The 19,515-nt window shown below is 68.7% G+C and carries 17 protein-coding genes; 2 read left to right on the top strand and 15 right to left on the bottom strand.

The annotated features are described in order from the left end of the window. Positions 1-56: 56 nt before the first annotated feature. Genes nusB through AAFP35_RS10470 form a run of 3 tightly spaced genes read right to left on the bottom strand, consistent with a single transcriptional unit; the run spans position 57 to position 2,327 of the window. Positions 57-566: a transcription antitermination factor NusB gene (gene nusB / locus AAFP35_RS10480; RefSeq protein WP_419221501.1), complete on the bottom strand. Its 510-nt coding sequence runs from the start codon at positions 564-566 to the stop codon at positions 57-59. Between the two features lie 18 nt (positions 567-584). Then, positions 585-1,148 carry an elongation factor P gene (efp, locus tag AAFP35_RS10475; protein WP_419221500.1) on the bottom strand — a complete coding sequence of 188 codons (564 nt, stop codon included), beginning with the start codon at positions 1,146-1,148 and terminating at the stop codon, positions 585-587. A gap of 33 nt (positions 1,149-1,181) precedes the next feature. Continuing rightward, the gene (locus AAFP35_RS10470; RefSeq protein WP_419221499.1) at positions 1,182-2,327 is read right to left on the bottom strand and encodes an aminopeptidase P family protein; all 1,146 of its coding nucleotides are present in this window, start codon (positions 2,325-2,327) and stop codon (positions 1,182-1,184) included. A 121-nt stretch (positions 2,328-2,448) separates the two neighbouring features. On the opposite strand from AAFP35_RS10470, the gene AAFP35_RS10465 reads away from it, so the two are divergent. Beyond that, entirely contained in the window at positions 2,449-2,943 is a 495-nt protein-coding gene (locus AAFP35_RS10465) for a B-4DMT family transporter (RefSeq protein ID WP_419221498.1), read from the top strand. A 101-nt stretch (positions 2,944-3,044) separates the two neighbouring features. Here the strand turns inward: AAFP35_RS10465 and aroB are convergent, their stop codons facing one another. The 8 genes from aroB to alaS form a co-directional block, all read right to left on the bottom strand. Further along, a complete protein-coding gene (aroB, locus tag AAFP35_RS10460; protein ID WP_419221497.1) occupies positions 3,045-4,154 on the bottom strand; it encodes a 3-dehydroquinate synthase in 1,110 nt (369 codons plus the stop codon). Beyond that, positions 4,151-4,705 carry a shikimate kinase gene (locus AAFP35_RS10455; RefSeq protein ID WP_419221496.1) on the bottom strand — a complete coding sequence of 185 codons (555 nt, stop codon included), beginning with the start codon at positions 4,703-4,705 and terminating at the stop codon, positions 4,151-4,153. Before AAFP35_RS10455 ends, aroB begins: the two co-directional genes overlap by 4 nt. Further along, positions 4,702-5,916 carry a chorismate synthase gene (gene aroC / locus AAFP35_RS10450; protein ID WP_419221495.1) on the bottom strand — a complete coding sequence of 405 codons (1,215 nt, stop codon included), beginning with the start codon at positions 5,914-5,916 and terminating at the stop codon, positions 4,702-4,704. The genes AAFP35_RS10455 and aroC overlap by 4 nt, the downstream gene beginning before the upstream one ends. A 38-nt stretch (positions 5,917-5,954) precedes the next feature. After that, positions 5,955-6,356: a prepilin peptidase gene (locus AAFP35_RS10445; protein WP_419221494.1), complete on the bottom strand. Its 402-nt coding sequence runs from the start codon at positions 6,354-6,356 to the stop codon at positions 5,955-5,957. Between the two features lie 117 nt (positions 6,357-6,473). Next, entirely contained in the window at positions 6,474-7,346 is an 873-nt protein-coding gene (locus AAFP35_RS10440) for a shikimate dehydrogenase (RefSeq protein WP_419221493.1), read from the bottom strand. Continuing rightward, entirely contained in the window at positions 7,310-9,061 is a 1,752-nt protein-coding gene (locus tag AAFP35_RS10435; protein ID WP_419221492.1) for an endolytic transglycosylase MltG, read from the bottom strand. The genes AAFP35_RS10440 and AAFP35_RS10435 overlap by 37 nt, the downstream gene beginning before the upstream one ends. 100 nt (positions 9,062-9,161) lie before the next feature. Continuing rightward, positions 9,162-9,593, bottom strand: a complete 432-nt coding sequence (gene ruvX, locus AAFP35_RS10430; RefSeq protein ID WP_419221491.1) for a Holliday junction resolvase RuvX — start codon at positions 9,591-9,593, stop codon at positions 9,162-9,164. Then, on the bottom strand, positions 9,590-12,304 hold the full coding sequence (gene alaS, locus AAFP35_RS10425) for an alanine--tRNA ligase (RefSeq protein ID WP_419221490.1): 2,715 nt from the start codon (positions 12,302-12,304) through the stop codon (positions 9,590-9,592). Before alaS ends, ruvX begins: the two co-directional genes overlap by 4 nt. Before the next feature lie 157 nt (positions 12,305-12,461). On the opposite strand from alaS, the gene AAFP35_RS10420 reads away from it, so the two are divergent. Continuing rightward, on the top strand, positions 12,462-13,109 hold the full coding sequence (locus tag AAFP35_RS10420) for an FMN-binding negative transcriptional regulator (RefSeq protein WP_419221489.1): 648 nt from the start codon (positions 12,462-12,464) through the stop codon (positions 13,107-13,109). A gap of 15 nt (positions 13,110-13,124) precedes the next feature. Here AAFP35_RS10420 and AAFP35_RS10415 read toward each other — a convergent pair whose 3' ends face one another. The 4 genes from AAFP35_RS10415 to AAFP35_RS10400 form a co-directional block, all read right to left on the bottom strand. Beyond that, positions 13,125-14,486 carry a replication-associated recombination protein A gene (locus AAFP35_RS10415; protein WP_419221488.1) on the bottom strand — a complete coding sequence of 454 codons (1,362 nt, stop codon included), beginning with the start codon at positions 14,484-14,486 and terminating at the stop codon, positions 13,125-13,127. Positions 14,487-14,497: 11 nt separating this feature from the next. Continuing rightward, positions 14,498-15,655 carry a hypothetical protein gene (locus AAFP35_RS10410; protein ID WP_419221487.1) on the bottom strand — a complete coding sequence of 386 codons (1,158 nt, stop codon included), beginning with the start codon at positions 15,653-15,655 and terminating at the stop codon, positions 14,498-14,500. Positions 15,656-15,796: 141 nt separating this feature from the next. After that, positions 15,797-16,744, bottom strand: coding sequence for a transglutaminase family protein (locus AAFP35_RS10405; protein ID WP_419221486.1), 948 nt, complete (start codon positions 16,742-16,744; stop codon positions 15,797-15,799). Beyond that, complete coding sequence (locus tag AAFP35_RS10400; RefSeq protein WP_419221485.1) at positions 16,741-19,479, bottom strand: circularly permuted type 2 ATP-grasp protein; 2,739 nt, start codon at positions 19,477-19,479, stop codon at positions 16,741-16,743. Before AAFP35_RS10400 ends, AAFP35_RS10405 begins: the two co-directional genes overlap by 4 nt. Positions 19,480-19,515: the final 36 nt, after the last annotated feature.

Genomic DNA, 19,515 nt, shown 5'->3' with positions numbered 1-19,515 from the left:
CCGCCGGTCACTCTACACGGACCGGTCGGGCGACCACGAACCGTTTCGGTGTGACGTCAGTCCTGCTCGGAGGCGCTGTCGGCTGCGTCACCCGCCGGTGGCCGGGCGCCGCCACCCGCCTCGGCGGCGGCCGCGGCACGCACCTGCGGCGCGAGTTCGGCGATCTGCGCCAGCACACCGTTGACGAATGCGGGCGAGTCGTCGGTGGAGAGCTCCTTGGCGAGTTCCACCGCCTCGTCGACGATGACCACGGTGTCGACGTCGGTCACGTTGAACAACTCCCAGGTGGCCTGACGCAGGATCGCACGATCCACCGCGGGCAGCCGCTGCAGCGTCCAGCCCTTCAGATGCGAGGACACCACGGCGTCGATCTGGGGCATGTCGGCGGTCAGTCCGTCGATCACGGTCGCGGTGTAGTCGTGGATCGCACCGACGCTCTCGTCGGACCGAACGTATTCGCGGCGTTCGGTGACGAGTTGTCCGGGGGTGACGTTCTTGGCCTCAGCCTCGAACAGCAGATCGACCGCGCGGCGGCGGGCCTTGTGTCGGGTACCGGGTTGCTTCACGGGTGCGCGCCGAGCCGATCAGGAGTTGACGCGGCCGAGGTAGCTGCCGTCGCGCGAGTCGACCTTCAGCTTGTCGCCGGTGTTGATGAACAGCGGCACCTGGATCTCGGCACCGGTTTCCATGGTGGCGGGTTTGGTCCCGCCGGTGGACCGGTCGCCCTGCAGACCCGGATCGGTCTGCGACACGATGAGTTCCACGGTGACCGGAAGCTCCACGAACAGCGGGGTGCCCTCGTTGAGCGAGACCTGGACGGTCATGTTCTCCAGCAGGAACCGAGCGCCGTCACCGACGGTCTCCGGGGCGAGTGCGAACTGCTCGTAATCCTGCGCATCCATGAACACGTAGTCCGTGCCGTCGTTGTATAGGAACGTCATGTCACGACGGTCGACGGTGGCGGTCTCCACCTTGACGCCCGCGTTGAACGTCTTGTCGACGGTCTTGCCGCTGAGCACGTTCTTGATCTTGGTCCGCACGAAGGCCGGTCCCTTACCGGGCTTCACGTGCTGGAACTCCTGGATCTGCCAGAGCTGGTCGTCCATGCGCAGCACGAGGCCGTTCTTGAAATCGGCGGTGGTCGCCATGCTTGTTCTCTTCCCTAACGTCGTGGATTGCCGTCAGATGACGGTGAATGTCTTGTCCGCGGCGGTCAGCAGTTCCGGCGTGCCCCCGCCCGTCTGCGGGCCGGTGACGACGAGAGTGTCCTCGATCCTGACGCCACCTCGGCCGGGGAGGTAGACGCCGGGTTCCACGGTCACCGCTGCGCCGCATGGCAGTGTACCCGTCGCCGACGCGCCGATCCCCGGCGCTTCGTGGATCTGCAATCCGACTCCGTGCCCCAGGCCGTGCACGTAGTGCTCACCGTGCCCCGCCTCGACGATCACCGACCGGGCCGCATCGTCGATGCCACGCAGGTCGGCACCGGGACGCAGCGCCGCACGTCCCGCCGCCTGCGCGGTCGCGACGAGGTCGTAGATCTCGCGCTGCCAGTCCGCGGCCCGCGACAACACGTAGGTGCGGGTCATGTCGGAGTGATAACCCCCCACCACGGCACCGAAGTCGATCTTCACGAAGTCACCGTCGGCCAGCACCGCGCCCGTCGGACGATGATGCGGCACAGCCGAATTCGCACCGGCAGCGACGATCGTCTCGAACGCGATGTCGTCGGCACCGCGCGCGTACATCTCCCACTCCAGCGCCCGAGCGACCTCACGTTCGGTGGCCCCGGCCGCGATCACGCCACGGTCGATGATGGCGGCCAATGCCTGGTCGCCGACCGCGCACGCACGACGCAGCAGTTCGACCTCACCGTCGTCCTTCACCTCGCGCAGCCCCTGGACGAGCCCGGTCCGGGCGATCAACGTGGGCGCGGCACCGCGTTGGCCGTCGGCCAGCCGGTCGACGAGGGCGGAATGCTCGGCAACGGTCACCGCGTCCGCCTCGAAGCCGATCGTCGCGGCCCCCTTGTCGCGAGCACGGACCGCGAGTTCGGCGAGGCAGTTACGGGCGATGACGGGTTCGAGGTCTCCGGCCTGCTCGGCCACCTGGGTCAGATAACGCCCGTCGGTACAGATGCGGTCGGCGGACGGGTCGTCGGCGCTGACGAGGACCGCACCGTTGGAGCCGGTGAAACCGGTCAGGTAGCGAACGTTGACGAGGTCGCTGACGACGAACGCCTCGGCGGGTCGGTCGGTGTCGGCGAGCAGCGCGCGCAGCCGGTCGCGGCGCGCGCGATGGTCGCTGATGATCAGGTCGGCAGGCATCCCTCCACGCTAGTCCAGGACGGCCCGGTCGCCCCTCACAAGTGCGCCGCCGACCGCGATCGGATCCCGATGGATGGGGATGTGTTTTGGAACACGTTCGCCGTTGCGTACCCTATCCGCTATGTCTTCGTGGTTGCTGCGCGGTTCGTTCATGACCGCCGTACACGTCATCGCCCGTGTCCTGCTCGGTGTGGCGGTGGTCAACGCCCCGCTGCACTCGACCGTCTGGAAGACGATCGCAATCGCGGCAGTGGTCCTCGTGGCGGTTCTCTGGGGCGGTATCGACGGCATGGGCGACGCTCGGTCGAACCCGGACCCCGACGACTACCAGGACCTGACGGTCCGCTGGCTCAAGGCAGGCGTGTTCGCCGGCGTCGTCGCCGGTCTCATCTGCTGGATTCTGGGCCGCTTCGTCTTCGCCGGCATCGGGGAGTCCGGCTTCTTCATCGAGATCTTCGCCGGCGGCTCCTTCACCGCGCTGCTGATCTTCGTGCCCGCGTTCGTGGGTGCCGCGATCGGACGTTGGTTGGTCCGTCGCGATCAGCGCAAGTCGCAGCCCAACGAAGACGACTGGTCGGTGCACCCCGACCGCGACGGCGAGCACGTCGCGAGCTGAGCTCCGCCGTAGGACTCACACACAACCGCCCCGGAGAGCGTCTGCTCTTCGGGGCGGTTCGCATGGTGCAGGCACCCGCAGGGTCGGGACAGGGCGATCCCCTACAGCAGTACGCCGCCCGTGGAGCTCGGCGCGTCACCCGCGACGGCCGAATAGGCCGCGGCGATCAGTTGTGGATCGGGTCCCTCGAGACGCCCCGGCTTGGCCAGGCCGTCGAGCACCACGAAGCGCAGCACCCCGGACCGGTTCTTCTTGTCGCCTGACATCCCCTCCATGAGGTCGGGCAGTGCGTCCGCGTCGTACGTCGTGGGCAGACCGACGAGATCGAGGACGGTCCGATGTCGATCGGCGGTGGCATCGTCGAGGCGGCCGGCCAACCGGGCGAGCTCGGCGGCGAACACCAGTCCCACCGACACCGCGGCACCGTGTCGCCAGCGATAGCGCTCCCGGCGCTCGATGGCATGGCCGAGTGTGTGACCGTAGTTGAGGATCTCGCGTAGCGACGATTCCTTCAGGTCCGCCGAGACCACGTCCGCCTTCACCTGCACCGAGCGTCGGATCAATTCGGGCAGAACCGAACCCGCCGGATCCACGGCCTTCTCCGGATCGGCCTCGATGATGTCGAGGATGACCGGATCGGCGATGAAGCCGGTCTTGATCACCTCGGCCAGCCCGGCCACCACCTCATTGCGCGGCACGGTCTCGAGAGTCGCGGTGTCGATGAGCACCGCATCGGGTTCGTGGAAGGAGCCGACGAGGTTCTTCCCCGCGTCGGTGTTGATCCCGGTCTTGCCTCCGACCGCCGCGTCGACCATCGCGAGCAGCGTCGTCGGGATGTGGATGACGCCGATACCGCGCATCCAGGTGGCGGCCACGAATCCGGCGAGATCGGTGGCCGCTCCCCCGCCGAGGCTGATCACCTTGTCGTTGCGTTTGAGGCCGATCCGCCCGAAGACGTCCCAGCAGAACGCGGCGACGGAAAGGTCCTTACCTGCTTCGGCATCCGGGATCTCCACGCGGTGGGCGTCGAAACCCTTGTCGCTCAAGAACTCGCGGATCTGCTCTGCGGTCTTGCCCAGCGTCGGCTGGTAGAGGATCGCCACCCGGTCGGCACCACGGGCCGCGGTCGCCACGTCGTCGAGCAGGCCCCGCCCGATGATCACGTCGTAGGGCGATCCGGCGTTCACGGTGATCGCGATGGGGTCGGTCATGTGGTCGGCGCCCTTTCCGGTACCAGTTCACGAGCGAGTTCGGCGAGGATCACGTCGGCGACCCCGTCGGCGTCTCCGGCGGTCGCATCGACCACGAAAGTGCCGGTGCGCCGGTAGGTTTCATCACGTTCGGCGAGCAGTTCGCGATAGCGTTCGTGCGGATCCGGACCGGCGATCAGGGGCCGGTCGGAACCGCGGACACGCTCGTAGCCGTCGTCGGCGGTGATCTGCAGGTAGACGACACGGTGGCCGGCCAGCCCGTCGGCGACGGCGGGCGTCATCACGGCGCCACCACCGAGTGCGACGATCCCGGTGTGGTTACGCAACACGTCGAGCACCACATCGCGTTCGATCTCCCGGAAGCGTTCGGGGCCGTCGGTGGTGAAGATCTCCGGGATCGCCCGGCCCTCTCGGCGGACGAGTTCGGTGTCGGTGTCGATGAAGTCCAGGCCCAGCCGGTCGGCCAGAACCTTGCCGACGGTCGACTTGCCGGCCCCCATGAAGCCGATCAGCACCACGGCCGGGCGGCGGGGCGATGTCGCGGCACTCATGACGCGGTGTGCGGCGGACGGGAGTCGATGAGCTTGAGATACCCGGCGAGGTTCTCGGCGGTCTCCGCCACCGAGTCGCCGCCGAACTTCTCCAACGCGGCCTGGGCCAGCACCAACGCCACCATCGACTCGGCGACGACGCCTGCTGCGGGCACGGCGCACACGTCCGAACGCTGATGGATGGCCACGGCTTCCTCACCGGTGGACATGTCCACCGTCGACAATGCGCGCGGCACGGTGGAGATCGGCTTCATCGCGACGCGCACACGCACGTCCTCGCCGTTGGTCATCCCGCCCTCGAGTCCGCCCGCACGGTTCGTCGAGCGGAGCACGCCGTCGGCGCCGGGAACCATCTCGTCGTGTGCCTGGCTGCCGCGACGGCGGGCGGTGGTGAAGCCGTCACCGACCTCCACCCCCTTGATGGCCTGGATGCCCATGAGGGCGCCCGCGAGACGGGCATCGAGTCGCGTCTCGCCGCTCACGTGGGAGCCGAGCCCCACCGGCACACCGGTGGCGACCACCTCGACCACACCGCCGAGCGTGTCGCCGTCCTTCTTGGCGGCCTCGATCTCGGCGATCATCGCCTTCTCGGCCGCCTCGTCGAAGGCCCGGACCGGACTGTCGTCGATGGCCGCGAGATCGCTCGAGCGGGGCGCGGGACCGTCGTACGGTTCGCTCGCGCCGATGGAGATGACATGCGAGACGACCTCGATGCCGAAGACCTGGCGCAGGAAGTTGCGGGCCACCGTGCCCGCCGCGACGCGAGCCGCGGTCTCCCGGGCGCTCGCCCGCTCGAGGACCGGGCGCGCGTCGTCGAAGCCGTATTTGAGCATGCCGGAGTAGTCGGCGTGCCCGGGGCGTGGCCGCGTCAGCGGGGCGTTGCGGGCGCTGCCCTCGAGCTCGGCCGGATCCACCGGGTCGGCGGACATGACCGTCTCCCACTTGGGCCATTCGGTGTTGCCGATCTCGATCGCGATCGGGCCGCCCATCGACACGCCGTGGCGCAGACCGCCGACCAGCGTGATCTTGTCGGCCTCGAATTTCATCCGCGCACCGCGGCCGTAGCCGAGACGACGACGGGCGAGCTGTTCGGCGATGTCGGACGAGGTGATCTCGACACCGGCGATCATGCCCTCGACGATGGCGACCAGGGCCGGCCCGTGGGATTCTCCGGCAGTTATCCAGCGCAACACAGTGCTCAATTGTTCCATGTTGTGTCGCAGCGCGAACGAGCGCCTCGACCCGCCGCTCAGGTGAGTGCCAAACCACAGATCGTGGCGATGATCAGCGCCGGACCGTGCGGGCGGGCGCGCGGTACCGACGCACCGACGGCGTGGGTGATCAGCGACAGCACCGCGGCCAGCAGGACGACGCACAGGCAGACACCCGGATCAGCGACGATACCTCCGACCGCGAACGCGAGCTTCACGTCGCCACCACCACAGCTGCGCGCCAAAGCGGCCCCCAGATAGGGCATGGCCGTGACGAACGCGGCCACCGCCACGACGGGGTGGACCGCGGCATATGCCGCCACCGCCGCGACACCGGGCCACACCAGCGCGGTCGGAATGCGACCGGTTCGCCGGTCGGTGATCGCGATGACCGCCAACCAGACAGGCACCACGAACATCGGGCACGCGAACGTCGTCATCGGTCGAGGATGCGGTCTGCCCGGCGACGTACGCGGCCGGTGCGCGGGCACCTGTGCACCGCTGACCGGCCTGTGGATGCCTGCGCATCCATCCCGGCGGTTCCTGCTAGACGGCGCTCAGATCGTCGCGTCGAGCGCGGCCGCCATCGCGGCGCGCGGCGCAGTGCGACCGGTGAACTGTTCGACCTGGCTGTATGCCTGGTTGAGCAACATCACCAGACCGCCGACGACCCGACCGCCCGCGGACTCGACCGCAGTGGCCAGCGGCGTCGGCCACGGGTGGTAGATCACGTCGATGACCGTGCGCGCAAGCCGTAGCGAGTCGACGAGGCCTGCCGCGCCATCCGCGGGGACCGTGGAGATCAACACGCCACCATCGGCGCATGCGGAATCGAGGTCTCCCCCGGCGGTGAACGGCAGCAACGTCGACGACATCCCCAGTCGGCGGGCGAGTTCGAGCACGGGGGTCGCGCGCCCCTCGTCGCGGGCGACCACGACCAGTTCGGTGTACCCGGCCTCGGACAGGGCGGCCACCGTCGGCAATGCCGTGCCGCCCGCGCCGATCATCACCGCGGAGGCGTTGACCGTCGAATCCGCGCCGACCTCCGCCAGAGCCCCGGTGATCCCGTCGATGTCGGTGCAGTCGGCGCGCCAGCCTGCCGCGGTGCGGACCAGGGTGTTGGCCGAGCCGACCAGTTCGGCGCGTGCGGTGCGTTCGTCGGCGAACGCCAGTGCGGCCTTCTTGGCGGGCATGGTCACCGAGAAGCCGACGAACTCCTCTCCGGCGTCGCCCACCACGACGGGCAGTTGCTCTGCGGTGCACTCGATCCGGTCGTAGGTCCAGTCGGTCAACCCGAGGGCACGGTAGGCCGCACGATGCAGGTCGGGTGAGCGCGAATGACCGACCGGTGAACCGAGCACCGCGGCCCGGCGAGCTGTGGAGGCCATGGCGGTCAGCTGCACCCCGTGGACAGCAGCGCGTTCTGACATGCCTTCTCCCGGTTGCGCACATGCTGTTCGAAGGTGTCCGCGAACAGTGTGGTGCCCTCCCGGTCGATGGTCACGAAGTACAGCCAGCGTCCGGACGTCGGATTCTCCGTCGCGGCGAGCGCTCGCTGTCCGACCGCACCGATCGGCGTGATCGGCAACCCCTGGTTGCGGTAGGTGTTCCACTTGTTGTCGGCTTTGTAGCTGTCGCCGTGCACGTCGATGTTCGTCACCGCGGCCGTGTAGTTCGCGGTCGAATCCATTTCCAGCCGTTGGTCTTTCGCCAAGCGGTTGAGGATGACCCGAGCCACCTTCGCGTAATCGTCTGCGCTGGCGACCTCACGTTCGACGACCGACGCCGCGACGAGCGTCTGGTAGGGCGTCAGCCCGGAGCTGGTCTGCCCCAACAAGCCCCACTGCTCGAATCGGTTGGTACTGGCGACGATCAGGTCGTGCAGGATCTTGGTCGGCGAGTCCTGCGGATCGATCGTCTCCCACGTGCCGGGTGCGATGAGACCTTCGATGCGGCGATGATCGCCGGTCAGCTCGGTGACGGTGGGACGAGCCCACTCCGGCACACCGAGGGCTTCCGGACTGTCCTCGGCGGCCGCCTTCTCGAGGGCCTCCACGCTGGCCCCGGTTTGTTGACCGTTGACGGTGATCGATGTCGCGTCCGAGATCATCTGGAAGATGCCGGGGGTGATCTTGTCGTCGATGCCGGTCTTGTTGTCGAGTTGCAGTCCCTCCGGGACCACCATGCGTCCGACCCGATGCGCGTTGCCGTCGGTCATCATCTCCACCGCCGTCGCCGCCGGGATCTGGGTCCGCAGTTTGTAGAAGCCACCCGACATCGGTTGCCCGTCAGCCGCTTTCACGAACGCGTTGACACTGCCGACGACGTCGTTGTCTTCCAGGATGCGACCGAAGTCCATGAGTGTGGAGTCCTGCGGGATGTCCACGATGACATCGGAGGTGCCCGCCGCGTTGTCGTAGTCCTTGTTGTTCTCGAAGACACCCATCGACCGCAGCCCGAACAACCCGACCGCGGCCACCATCGCGACCAGGCAGACACCGACGACGGCGAGCACCACGCGACGGCGGGTGTGCCGGGCGGCTCTGCTCGCCTTGTTGCTCGTGCGTCGTGGGCGCCGACGACGATCCGGTGCGTCACGGTCGTCGTCGAGGAAGTGAGTTCGTCGGCGGCCGCCGCCACCGGCCGCATCCGGCGCCTCGACGGGCGGCTCGGTCGGGGCGGGTCGCGACGCCGCAGGCATCGATCCAGTCGCGGATGCTGCTGCCGGAGCCGCTGCGGTCGGGGTGGCTGCGGTCGGGGTGGCGGCAGTGCGCGCGGCTGCGGCGCGGGGTGCCGGGGCGGGACGTTTCCGTTGCCGATGCGGCACCGCGGTACGCAGCGGATCGCTGTACTCGCCCGAGGACAGCCGCAACGGCTGGTCGGGTGCGGGCGTCGGCGCGGGCGGGGCAGAAGAGGGCGGGGCAGAAGGAGCCGGCGCAGGCGGCATCGGCGCAGCAGGCTCGACGGGTGTACCGGCGGCTTCGGCGGGCTCGATCACCTCCGGCATCGCGCGTCGGCGGCGGTGTCGGGTCATCGGTTTGCCCTCACCGGGTTGCGTGAAGTACCGCAACCGGTCGAGGTCGAGTTCCTCGGTGGGCGCGTCGGCGAGCTCGTGGCGCCGCACCCGGCGGCGTTCGTCGGTCACCGGGTGGTCCCTCCCCCGACGGTGTGGGCTTCGAATGCATTGCAGCGCAACTTCGTGATCGCGAATTGCGCTGTGCCGTCTGGCCGGTCGCATGCGGAAGTCATCGTCGCGTATCCAGCCACCCCTGCAGGATAGCGACCGCAGCGGCTTGATCAATCACGGCGCGCGACGATTTCGCTTTCACACCACTTGCGCGCAGGGCCTGCGTCGCGGTGACCGTGGTCAGACGCTCGTCGTGATACTCGACACCCACCGGTGCGATGCGCGCGGCGAGGCGGCCACCGAACTCTCGCGCGGCGTCGGCGGCTGCGCCGGATTCGTTGCGAAGTGTCTTGGGCAGACCCACCACGACGCCGATCGCCTCGTACTCCTCCACGAGGGCGGCGATACGACGGATGTCCCCGTCGCCTTCGGTCGTGCGCTGCACGGTCTCCACTGGGGTCGCCAGGATGCCGTCCGGATCGCACACGGCGACCCCGACGCGGACGCTGCCGACGTCGACGCCGAGACGGCGTCCGCGTGTCCAGGTCATCGATCCCGGACGAGCTCGCGGATGCGGGCCATCGCCGCATCCACACCCGACGAGTCGGTGCCGGATCCCTGCGCGAGATCGGGCTTGCCGCCGCCGCGGCCCCCGACGAGGGCGCCGATCTCCTTGACCAGGTCACCGGCCTTGATGCCGCGGTCACGGGCTGCTTCGGTGGTCGCCACCACGAACGGGAGCTTGACCGACTCGCCCTCACCGGTCGAGGAGAAGAGCACGATGACCGACTGGCGGTCGGCGACCTTGCCGCGCAGGTCGGTGGCGATGGTGCGCAGGCCGTTGGCGTCCAGGCCGTCGGGCAGTCGCCCGCCGACGAGCAGGGTCGCGCCGGCGGTCACCGCGGCGTCGACGAGTCCGCCTGCCGCGGCGCGTGCGGCGTCCGCACGCATCCGCTCGACCTCCTTCTCGGCGTCCCGAAGGCGGTGCACGAGTTGTTCGACGCGTCCGGGAACCTGGTCCGACGGCACCTTCAGCGAGGACGCGAGGCCGGCGAGCAATGCACGCTCTTTGGACAGGTACCGGAAGGAGTCCATGCCGACGTAGGCCTCGACGCGTCGCACGCCGGAACCGACCGACGATTCGCCGATCACGGTGACCGGACCGATCTGCGCCGACGACGCGACGTGGGTGCCGCCGCAGAGTTCCATCGAGAACGGGCCACCGATCTCGACGACACGCACGATGTCGCCGTAGTTCTCGCCGAACAGCGCGAGCGCACCCATCTCCCGGGCCTCCGACAGCCCGGTCTCGAAGGTGTGCACCGGGTGATTGGCCTCGACGGCCGCGTTGCTGATCTCCTCGATCTCACGGCGCTGGCCCTCCGACAGCGGTTTTCCGGAGTGGAAGTCGAAGCGCAGGTACCCCGGACGGTTCAGCGACCCTGCCTGGGTCGCCGACGGGCCGAGCACCTGGCGCAGCGCCGCGTGCACCATGTGCGTACCCGAATGCCCCTGGGTGGCCCCGTGTCGCCAGGTCTGGTCGACGGAGGCGATCACCTCGTCGCCCTCGGCGATCTCTCCCTCGTCGACGACGACCTTGTGCAACCACACCTTCTTGCCAGCCTTCTGCACGTCGGTGACGCGCAGTCGGACACCGTCGCCGGTGGTGATGGTGCCGACGTCGGCCATCTGGCCACCGGATTCGGCGTACAGCGGAGTCCGGTCGAGAACCACGGTGAGTTCGGTTCCCGGCGCGGCGGTCTGCACCCGCGCACCGTCGGCGACCAATCCGAGCACCCGCGCCTCGGAGATCAGTTCGTCGAAGCCGGTGAACTGTGTGGGTCCGCGGTCGAGGAACTCGCGGTAGACCGACAGGTCGGCGTGGCCGGTCTTGCGGGCGGTGGCGTCGGCCTTCGCGCGCTGCTTCTGCTCGGCCATCAGGGCGGTGAAGCCCTCCTGATCCACCTGCAGGCCGGCCTCCGACGCCATCTCCAGGGTGAGGTCGATCGGGAAGCCGTAGGTGTCGTGCAGGGTGAAGGCGTCGTCACCGGTGATCGTCGAGCGCTTGTCGGCCTTGGTGGCCGCCGCGGCGTCGGCGAACAGCTTGGACCCCGCGGCCAGCGTCTTGGAGAAGGATGCCTCCTCGCCGACCGCGACGTCGACGATGTGCTCACGCTGCTCGGCGAGGTTGGGATACGACGGCGACATGGTGTCGATCACGAGGTTGATGAACTGCGCCATCGTCGGCTGTTCGGCGGCCACCGGGGTCGCCCCGCCGGCCTCGCTGCCTGCGCTCAGCAATCGCACCGATCGCACGACGCGACGCAGCAGACGGCGCAACACGTAGCCGCGCCCGTCATTGCCGGGTAGCACGCCGTCGCCGATGAGCATCGCCGAGGTGCGCGCGTGGTCGGCGATGACGCGGAACTTCACGTCGTCGTCGTGATTTCCCGCACCGTAGGCGCGCCCGGTGACCTGGGCGGCGAGGTCGATGATCGGTTTGAGCAGATCGGTCTCGTAGACGTTGTCGACGCCTTGGAGCAGGCAGGCGACTCGTTCGATGCCCATGCCGGTGTCGATGTTCTTCTTCGGCAGCGGTCCGAGGATCTCGTAATTGTCCTTGCCGCCACCCGGACCGCGGATGTTCTGCATGAACACGAGATTCCAGATCTCGATGTAGCGGTCCTCATCGGCTTCCGGACCGCCCTCGACGCCGTAGGCGGGTCCGCGGTCGTAGAAGATCTCCGAGCACGGGCCGCACGGTCCGGGAACGCCCATCGACCAGTAGTTGTCCTTGAGGCCGCGCCGCTGGATGCGCTCGGCGGGCACACCGATCTCGTCACGCCAGATCGATTCGGCCTCGTCGTCGTCGAGGTAGACGGTCGGCCACAGCTTTTCCGGGTCGATGCCGTAACCGCCGTCGGCGACACTGTTGGTCAGTAGCGACCACGCGAATCCGATGGCCTCGCGCTTGAAGTAGTCACCGAAGGAGAAGTTGCCCGCCATCTGGAAGAACGTGTTGTGGCGGGTGGTGATGCCGACCTCGTCGATGTCGAGGGTGCGCACACACTTCTGCACGCTGGTCGCCCGATCGTATGGCGGGGTCTGCTCACCGAGGAAGTACGGCTTGAACGGCACCATGCCGGCATTGACGAACAGCAGGTTCGGGTCGTCGAGGATCAGCGAGGCACTCGGTACCTCGGTGTGGCCCGCCTTGATGAAGTGATCCAGGAAGCGCTGCCGGATGTCATGCGTCTGCACTGAGTTCGTCCTAGGTGAGGGGTTTCGGGGCTGTCGGTTGGCGGCGAAGGAGTTCGGTCGCGACACTCCAGGGTACCGCCGGGTCGGGTGTGAGCAGGTCACCGGCACCGGCAGGACGGCGCCGCCGCAGCTGTGCGGCATCGATATCGTGTGCTTCGTGTACGTACCCCGGAAGTTCTCGATGAGCGACGACGAGGTGGCCGACGCCCTGCGAGAGGCTCGCCTCGCCTATCTGACGACGCCGGACCGCGATGGCGGCGCAACGGCGGTCACCCCGTTGCCGATGCTCTACGACGACACAGGTCACCGTTTGCTCGGCCATGTGGCACGGGCGAACCCGCATTGGCGATCGGCGAGCCCCGAGGTGGAGACGGTCGCCATCTTCCCCGGCCCCGACGCGTACATCTCGCCGACGTTCTACGCCACCAAGGCCGAGACCGGGAAAACCGTACCCACCTGGAATTACGAGGTGATCGCCGTCTACGGCCGGCTCCACGTGGTCGACGACCCCGATTGGCTGCGCGAGCAGGTGACGGCGCTGAGCGAGCGACATGAGCGCGACCGCACCGAGCCGTGGTCGGTCTCGGATGCGCCCGCCGACTATGTGACCGACCAGTTGCGGGCGATCGTGGGTGTCGAGGTGGCGATCACCCGGTGGGAGGGCAAGGCCAAGCTGTCGCAGAACCAGCCGGCACGCAACCGCGACGGGGTGATCGCCGGATTGTCGGTCTCGGAACGACGTGGCGATCGGGACGTGGCGGAACGGATGATCGCGGAACCGGGATTACCGGCGCCGGGAGCGTAGCGAGCGGGCCGAAGGTTACCGGCGCCGGGAGCGTGACACCGCACCGCGGATGATGCTGCGCAGTTTGCCCAGGCGGGCGCCGATCTCCCGTTCGTTGCCGTGGTCGGTCGGTTGGTAGTAGTCGACGCCGACGAGATCGTCCGGCGGGTACTGCTGGGCGAGCACACCGTCGGGGTCGTCGTGCGGACAGCGGTACCCGATGCCACTGCCGAGGCCGGTCGCGCCCGCGTAGTGGCTGTCGCGCAGATGCGCGGGCACCGCCCCCGACTTCCCGTCGGCGACGTCGGCGAGGGCGGCTCCGATCGCGGAGACCACACCCGCGGATTTCGGCGCGGTGGCCAGGTGGATCGTTGCCTGCGCGAGTGCCAGCCTCGCCTCGGGCATCCCGACGAGCGCCACCACCTGCGCGGCGGCCACCGCGGTCTGCAACGCCATCGGGTCGGCCATGCCGATGTCCTCGCTGGCGTGGATCATCAACCGACGGGCGATGAAGCGCGGGTCCTCCCCCGCCGCGATCATCCTGGCCAGGTAGTGCAGCGCGGCGTCGACGTCGGATCCGCGGATGGATTTGATGAACGCGCTGGTGACGTCGTAATGCTGATCGCCGTCGCGGTCGTAGCGCACCGCGGCGCGGTCGATGGCCGCTTCCACGTCGGCGACGTCGAGGTCGTCCTTCTCGGCGGCGTCGGCGCTCGCCTCCAGCGCGGTCAGCGCCCGGCGTGCGTCGCCGCCCGCCACCGCGACGAGATGATCGAGTGCGGCATCGGTGACCTCGACGCGGCCGGCGAGGCCTCGCTCGTCGACGATCGCGCGACCGAGCACCTCACGGATGTCGTCGTCGGTGAGCGAGCGCAGTTGGAGGACCAGTGAGCGCGACAGCAACGGCGCGACTACCGAGAACGAGGGATTCTCCGTGGTCGCCGCGACCAACAGCACGATGCGGTTCTCGACCGCGTCGAGCAACGCGTCCTGCTGGGTCTTGGAGAAGCGGTGTACCTCGTCGATGAACAGCACCGTCTGCTGGCCTTCGATGAGTCGGCGCCGCGCCACGTCGATGACGGCGCGCACCTCTTTGACGCCCGCCGACAATGCCGACAACGCCTCGAACCGACCACCGGTGGCCCGTGAGATCAGTGCCGCCATGGTGGTCTTGCCGGTGCCCGGCGGACCGTAGAGCAGCACCGACGCCGCACCAGATCCGTTGATCAGCCTGCGTAGCGGGGATCCCGCGCCGAGGAGGTGTTCTTGCCCGACGATCTCGTCGAGCGAACTCGGCCGCATCCGGACCGCCAACGGCGCGTTGGGCGCGGGGTCCGACGTCAGACCGCCGGAGCCTGCAGCGGGCATGGTTGTGGGCGGGTCGAAGAGGCCATCCATTCCGACCCCGGTCAGGACAGCCAGGTGTGCTGCAGCGCGGCGCCCAGCCCGGTCGCGAACTCCGCCGTCGCGGTGTCTCCGACCCGGTCGGCTGCGGCTGCGAGAGCCGTCCAGCGCGCCACCACCACGCGCGGGTCGTTGGTGTGCAAAGACCAGTCGTGGGTGTGTCCCGCGGGACTCGCGGGTGCACCGAGTCCGCCGCGGTCGTCGGCGGGCAGCATCCACGCCGTCGCGAGCCACTCCCACAGGAGCCTGGCGGTGAGGATCTTGCGCGAGCACTCACCGTCGTGGCCGAGGGCCGGCCAGATCGGATAGAGCTCGGAGCGCCACGCGTCGATCATCGCGATCTCGAGATCGGTGCGATGTGCACCGCCGACATGGGAGAGCTGGGTGCCGAAGGTGGCCAGGGCGTATGCGATGTCGAGTGTGGCGTCTCGGAAGCCACCCCACTCGTAGTCCATGAACTGCACACCGTCGTCGTTGAGCAGGATGTTCTCCGGCCCGACGTCGGAGGGGCTGAAAGCACGGTGATCGCCCTCGCCGAACAGCCCGCAGGCGTCCACGAGCCGTGCGTGCACGTCGTCGGGGAGCTCGACCCCCAGCCGGGTCAGCATCGCCGGTGCGTCGGCCACCGCACGCTGGGCGGCCTCACCGAGGACGTCCTCCTCGTCGGCGTCGGGTGCCCCGTGACGCAACAGCGCGAGGTAGTCCACCTCACCACCGACGGTGGCGGCGTGCATCCGTCCGAGCGCCTGACCCCACGCGCTGACCGCGTGCGACGTCTCGGCGACATCGGTGCCCGAGAGCAGCGATGACATCGACCGGCCGTGGCCGAGATCGGTGAGGACCAGCAACCGCGCCTCCGGATCGGAGGCGATCAGCTGCGGACCCGGCCGGGACTCGGTGGGCAGGGCGGTCGCGTACTTGTAGGACGCGAGTTCGCGATGGAAGGCACGCGGGTCCTCGTCGGCGGGCAGCGCCTTGATGACGAGGCTGCGATCCATCGACAACGGGTTGACCGTCACCCGCGCCCGCACGACGACCGTGCGACCACTTCCGCCGAGGTCTTCGGGATCGGCAAGGGTGACGGGGGAACCGGCCCGGTGCGAGAGCACCGTCTCGGCCGCGCGCACCACAGTGGCGATGCGACTTTCAGTGATTACCGTCATGGCACCAACCAACCTACCCAATAGTGGTTCATATCGTCAGTCCCGTCATCGGACTGCAATCGGAAAGTTCCGCCCCTGTGCGCGCCAGATCTGGTCTGGCGCAACGCCGGTCAACAATGGCACATGATCGTCCGAGGCGGGTCAGTTCTCTGGTATACCGACGCCGGATCTCCCGTGCCCGGGCGTGTCGTCGGCGCTGTCCCCCTCGACCGGTCCGACATCGACCGACACGGTGATCCGGCTCTTCTTCGACTCCGTGTAGATCACCCCGCGCAGCGGCGGCACGTCGTCGTAGTCGCGGCCCCAGGCCACCGTGACGTGGCGTTCGTCGACGAGTTTGTCGTTGGTCGGATCGAACGCCAGCCACTGACCACCGGGCAGCCAGACCGCGGCCCACGCATGGCTCGCGTCGGCGCCGAAGATCCGTTCGCGACCCGGCGGCGGATCGGTCGCCAGGTAGCCCGATTCGTAGCGCGCGGCCAATCCCACCGACCTCAGGCAGGCGATCGCGACGCGGGCGAAGTCCTGGCAGACGCCCATTCGACGTTCGAGGACGGTGTCCACCCGGGTGCTGATGGCCGTGGACCCCGACTTGTAGGTGAAGTCGTGGAAGATCCGCGAGGTCAGGTCCACCACCGCCTCGCCGACCGGCCGGCCGGGGGTGAACACCGCCTGCGCATACTCGGTCACCGCATCGGTGATCTCCGGCGGGCTGAGGTCCAGGGTGAACTCCACCGCCGCCGCGCCGGCAGGCCCGGCCACCGCGGGTCGCGCCTGTTCCCAGGGCACCAGCGCCGCAGGCGACGACAACACGCCCGGGTCGGGCGGATCGACGTCGACCATCGAGGTCGCGGTGACCACGAGCTCGTCGTGGCCGGTACGGACGTGGAAGTAGGTGTCGGTGTTTCCATAGACATCCACGCCGGTCGACCGGTCGTCGGGTTCGGGACTGATCTCGACCCGGGTGTCGAGCACACGTTGGTGCGGCAGTTCGCGGGGTGTCAGATAGCACCGACCATACGACGACGAGACCACGTCGTCGTAGGTGTAGCTGGTCCGGTGGATGACCCGGTAGCGTCGCGCGGTCATGCCGTGCCGTCACCTCCCCCGCCCCAGATCGGCTGGGCCTCGACGGGCAGCGCGAACCGGGTCCGGGCCAGCGTGTCGGACAGTTCCCGGCACCCGTGCGCCAGCACCGACATCAGCTCGGCGAGATCCCCGCGCCTGCCGTCTGCACCGACCGCGACGAGATCCACCGGATCGGATCGACGCAGCTCGGCGATGAGGTCGGCCACGATCCGTTCGGCCGCGGCCGACCGGAGTTCGTCGGGAACCGAGGCGAGGTCGTGGCGCATCAGCGTGAGCTGATAGATCAGCGCTCGCGGATTGCGTTCGTCGAAGAACAGCAGTTCGGCGACCGCATCGAGGCGATACAGTCCGCGGTTGCGACGTCGATAGATCACCGACGATTCGTTGGCGATCAGATACGACTCCAGCAATGCCTGTTCGACGTCGCGGTCGTGTTGTTCGCCGAACATCGCGCCGGTCAGTTCGGCCACCGTGAGTGCACGCTCGATCCGTCGCCCGAGGTCCATGAACATCCAACCCGCGTCGTGCACCATCGATTCGGCCTGTAGACCGGCGAGGGCGAGCACGCCGTGCAGCACATCGTCGTGGGCGCTCTCGAGTTCGGATGCCACATCGAAATCGGCGGCCAGCGCGCCGTCGTCGTCTCGCGCGGCGCGGACACCGGTCGCGAGCCGGTCCAACGCCCGTTCGACCGGGCGTAGCACCATCCACGTGCTCGTCGACATCTGATCGCGTACCGCTCGGGCCGTCGACACCAGGTGGTCGAGGGCGAAGGCGATGGTGCCCGGCACCGATCGGGCCACGGTGAGGTCGGTGATCTTGGCCAGCGCCTCGTCGACCCGGTCGGCAGGCGAGGCCGCCTCGTCGGGGCCTGCGATCAGCTCGACCGTACCGAGATAGCCCGCGGTTGCGGTTGCGGTGGCGATCGCGTGCAGGAGCAGCGGCACCGACGCCGACCCACTCATCCACGGCCGGTACTGGAAGTCCTGGTAGCGCTCGCGAGCGACCTTCGCCATCCGCGTGACCAGTTCGGTGCGTTCGCCGTACCGGCCGAACCAGAACAGGTCGGAGAGAACGCGCGGGCTCGCCCCGGCCGCCACATCGGAGTACTCGATGCGTGCCGGCAGTCCCGGTCGCACACTGATCTCGTCCTCCGGCGTGGTTCGGGTCGACGATTTACGCGACACGTGCCCGACGACGTCGGAGCTGGTCACCCAGACGTCCTTGGCCGCGACGCCGCCGAGAGCGGCACCGGCGGATCCGTCGGCGAGCACCGACCCGAGACCGCCGGGCATCACCGCATAGGTCGGGCCCTGCGCGACGCTGAAGGCACGCAGCGATACCGGCGCCGCTCGCAGCGGCCCGTGCCCCGCACCCGCCCCGGGCGTCATACTCGGTGCCACCGAGAACGCCTCGACGGTCCGTGCCACCCACTGCCATGGCTCTGCCTCCACACGCGCGGCCAGATCGGATCGCTCCTGCGCCGTCACGGTGGGGGTCAGCACTTCTTCGCCGGTGTGGAAGTTGGTGAGCACCAGCCGATCGATGTCGGCGCGGATCTTGCTGCGCTGTAGGTCGTCTCCGGCCCAGAAGGTGGGGACCGAGGGCAACTGCAGGTCCTCGTCGAGGAGATGTCGCGCCAGTTGCGGCAGCACCGTGTGCAGCGCCGGGTTCTCCAGCACACCGCTGCCCAGGGTGTTGACCACCGTCACGGTCCCGCGGGAGATCGCTTCCACGAGTCCAGCGACGCCCAGACGTGAGTCGGTCCGCAGATCGAGCGGATCGGCGAACTCGGCATCGACGCGCCGCAACAGCACGTCGACACGTTTGTACCGGCCGAGCGAGCGCATGTAGACGACCCCGTCGCGGACGGTCAGGTCGGTGCCCTCGACGAGCGGAACACCGAGGACCGATGCCAGATATGCCTGGTCGAACGCGGTCTCCGACATGCTTCCCGGGCTCAGCACCACCACGGTCGGGTCGTCGACGCCGGGCGGCGCGTAGTCGACGAGCGCGAGCCGCAAGGTGCCGGCGAAGGTCGTCATGGGACGTGGCGCACTCTGCTGGAACAGCTGCGGAAAGGTCCGCGACATCAGCCGTCTGCCGACAATCGCGAACCCGACGCCCGACGGGGCACCCGTGCGGTCGGCGAACACCTCCACCGTGCCGTCGGGGGCGCGTCCGAGGTCGAGGGCGTGCAGAAACAGGGCATGCGGGCCCGCGACCTCGAGCCGAGCGGCCTTGCGGATGTAGCCGGGATGGCCGAACACCATCTCCGGCGGTATCACGCCGTCCGTGATGGTCTGCTGGTCGCGATAGAGGTCCCGCAGAACCAGATCCAGCAGCATCGAGCGCTGCGTGATCGCCTTCTCGAGCTCGGTCCACTCGGTTCCGTCGACGAGCAGCGGGACCGGATCGATCGGCCAGTCCCGGGCAACGGTCTGATGGCCGTCGAAATCGTTGTAGATGACCCCGTCGTCGCTGATCGCGGCGGACAGTCGCGCAGCCGCGGCCCGGAGTCGGTTCTCCCCGCGCGCCCCGTAGCCGGCCACCAGGTCGGCCCATGCGGCGCGCGGTCGCCCGGCATCGTCGAGCATCTCGTCGTACCGGGCAGGCCCCGGGGTCTCGTCGGTGGTCCACGGATCGATCTCGCCGACCGCCGAGCCGCCCGGACGGTACCGGTCGAACACCTCGGGCAGGCCGTCGGCGGCCGGGGTGTTCGACGAGGCGGTCACCGCAGAACCGTACGTGTCCGGCGCGAGTCGGGCATA

Source organism: Gordonia sp. CPCC 206044 (genome assembly GCF_048537895.1).
In the GTDB taxonomy this organism is placed as follows: Bacteria; Actinomycetota; Actinomycetes; order Mycobacteriales; family Mycobacteriaceae; genus Gordonia.
This window is presented reverse-complemented; position numbering and strand designations above follow the sequence as displayed.

Coding starts and splice junctions, on each gene's coding strand:
- AAFP35_RS10445 (WP_419221494.1), bottom strand. CDS start 6,356: ATGACGACGTTCGCGTGCCCGATGTTCGTGGTGCCTGTCTGGTTGGCG.
- efp (WP_419221500.1), bottom strand. CDS start 1,148: ATGGCGACCACCGCCGATTTCAAGAACGGCCTCGTGCTGCGCATGGAC.
- AAFP35_RS10415 (WP_419221488.1), bottom strand. CDS start 14,486: ATGGATGGCCTCTTCGACCCGCCCACAACCATGCCCGCTGCAGGCTCC.
- ruvX (WP_419221491.1), bottom strand. CDS start 9,593: ATGACCTGGACACGCGGACGCCGTCTCGGCGTCGACGTCGGCAGCGTC.
- AAFP35_RS10405 (WP_419221486.1), bottom strand. CDS start 16,744: ATGACCGCGCGACGCTACCGGGTCATCCACCGGACCAGCTACACCTAC.
- AAFP35_RS10440 (WP_419221493.1), bottom strand. CDS start 7,346: ATGTCAGAACGCGCTGCTGTCCACGGGGTGCAGCTGACCGCCATGGCC.
- AAFP35_RS10465 (WP_419221498.1), top strand. CDS start 2,449: ATGTCTTCGTGGTTGCTGCGCGGTTCGTTCATGACCGCCGTACACGTC.
- aroC (WP_419221495.1), bottom strand. CDS start 5,916: ATGGAACAATTGAGCACTGTGTTGCGCTGGATAACTGCCGGAGAATCC.
- AAFP35_RS10410 (WP_419221487.1), bottom strand. CDS start 15,655: ATGACGGTAATCACTGAAAGTCGCATCGCCACTGTGGTGCGCGCGGCC.
- aroB (WP_419221497.1), bottom strand. CDS start 4,154: ATGACCGACCCCATCGCGATCACCGTGAACGCCGGATCGCCCTACGAC.
- AAFP35_RS10470 (WP_419221499.1), bottom strand. CDS start 2,327: ATGCCTGCCGACCTGATCATCAGCGACCATCGCGCGCGCCGCGACCGG.
- AAFP35_RS10455 (WP_419221496.1), bottom strand. CDS start 4,705: ATGAGTGCCGCGACATCGCCCCGCCGCCCGGCCGTGGTGCTGATCGGC.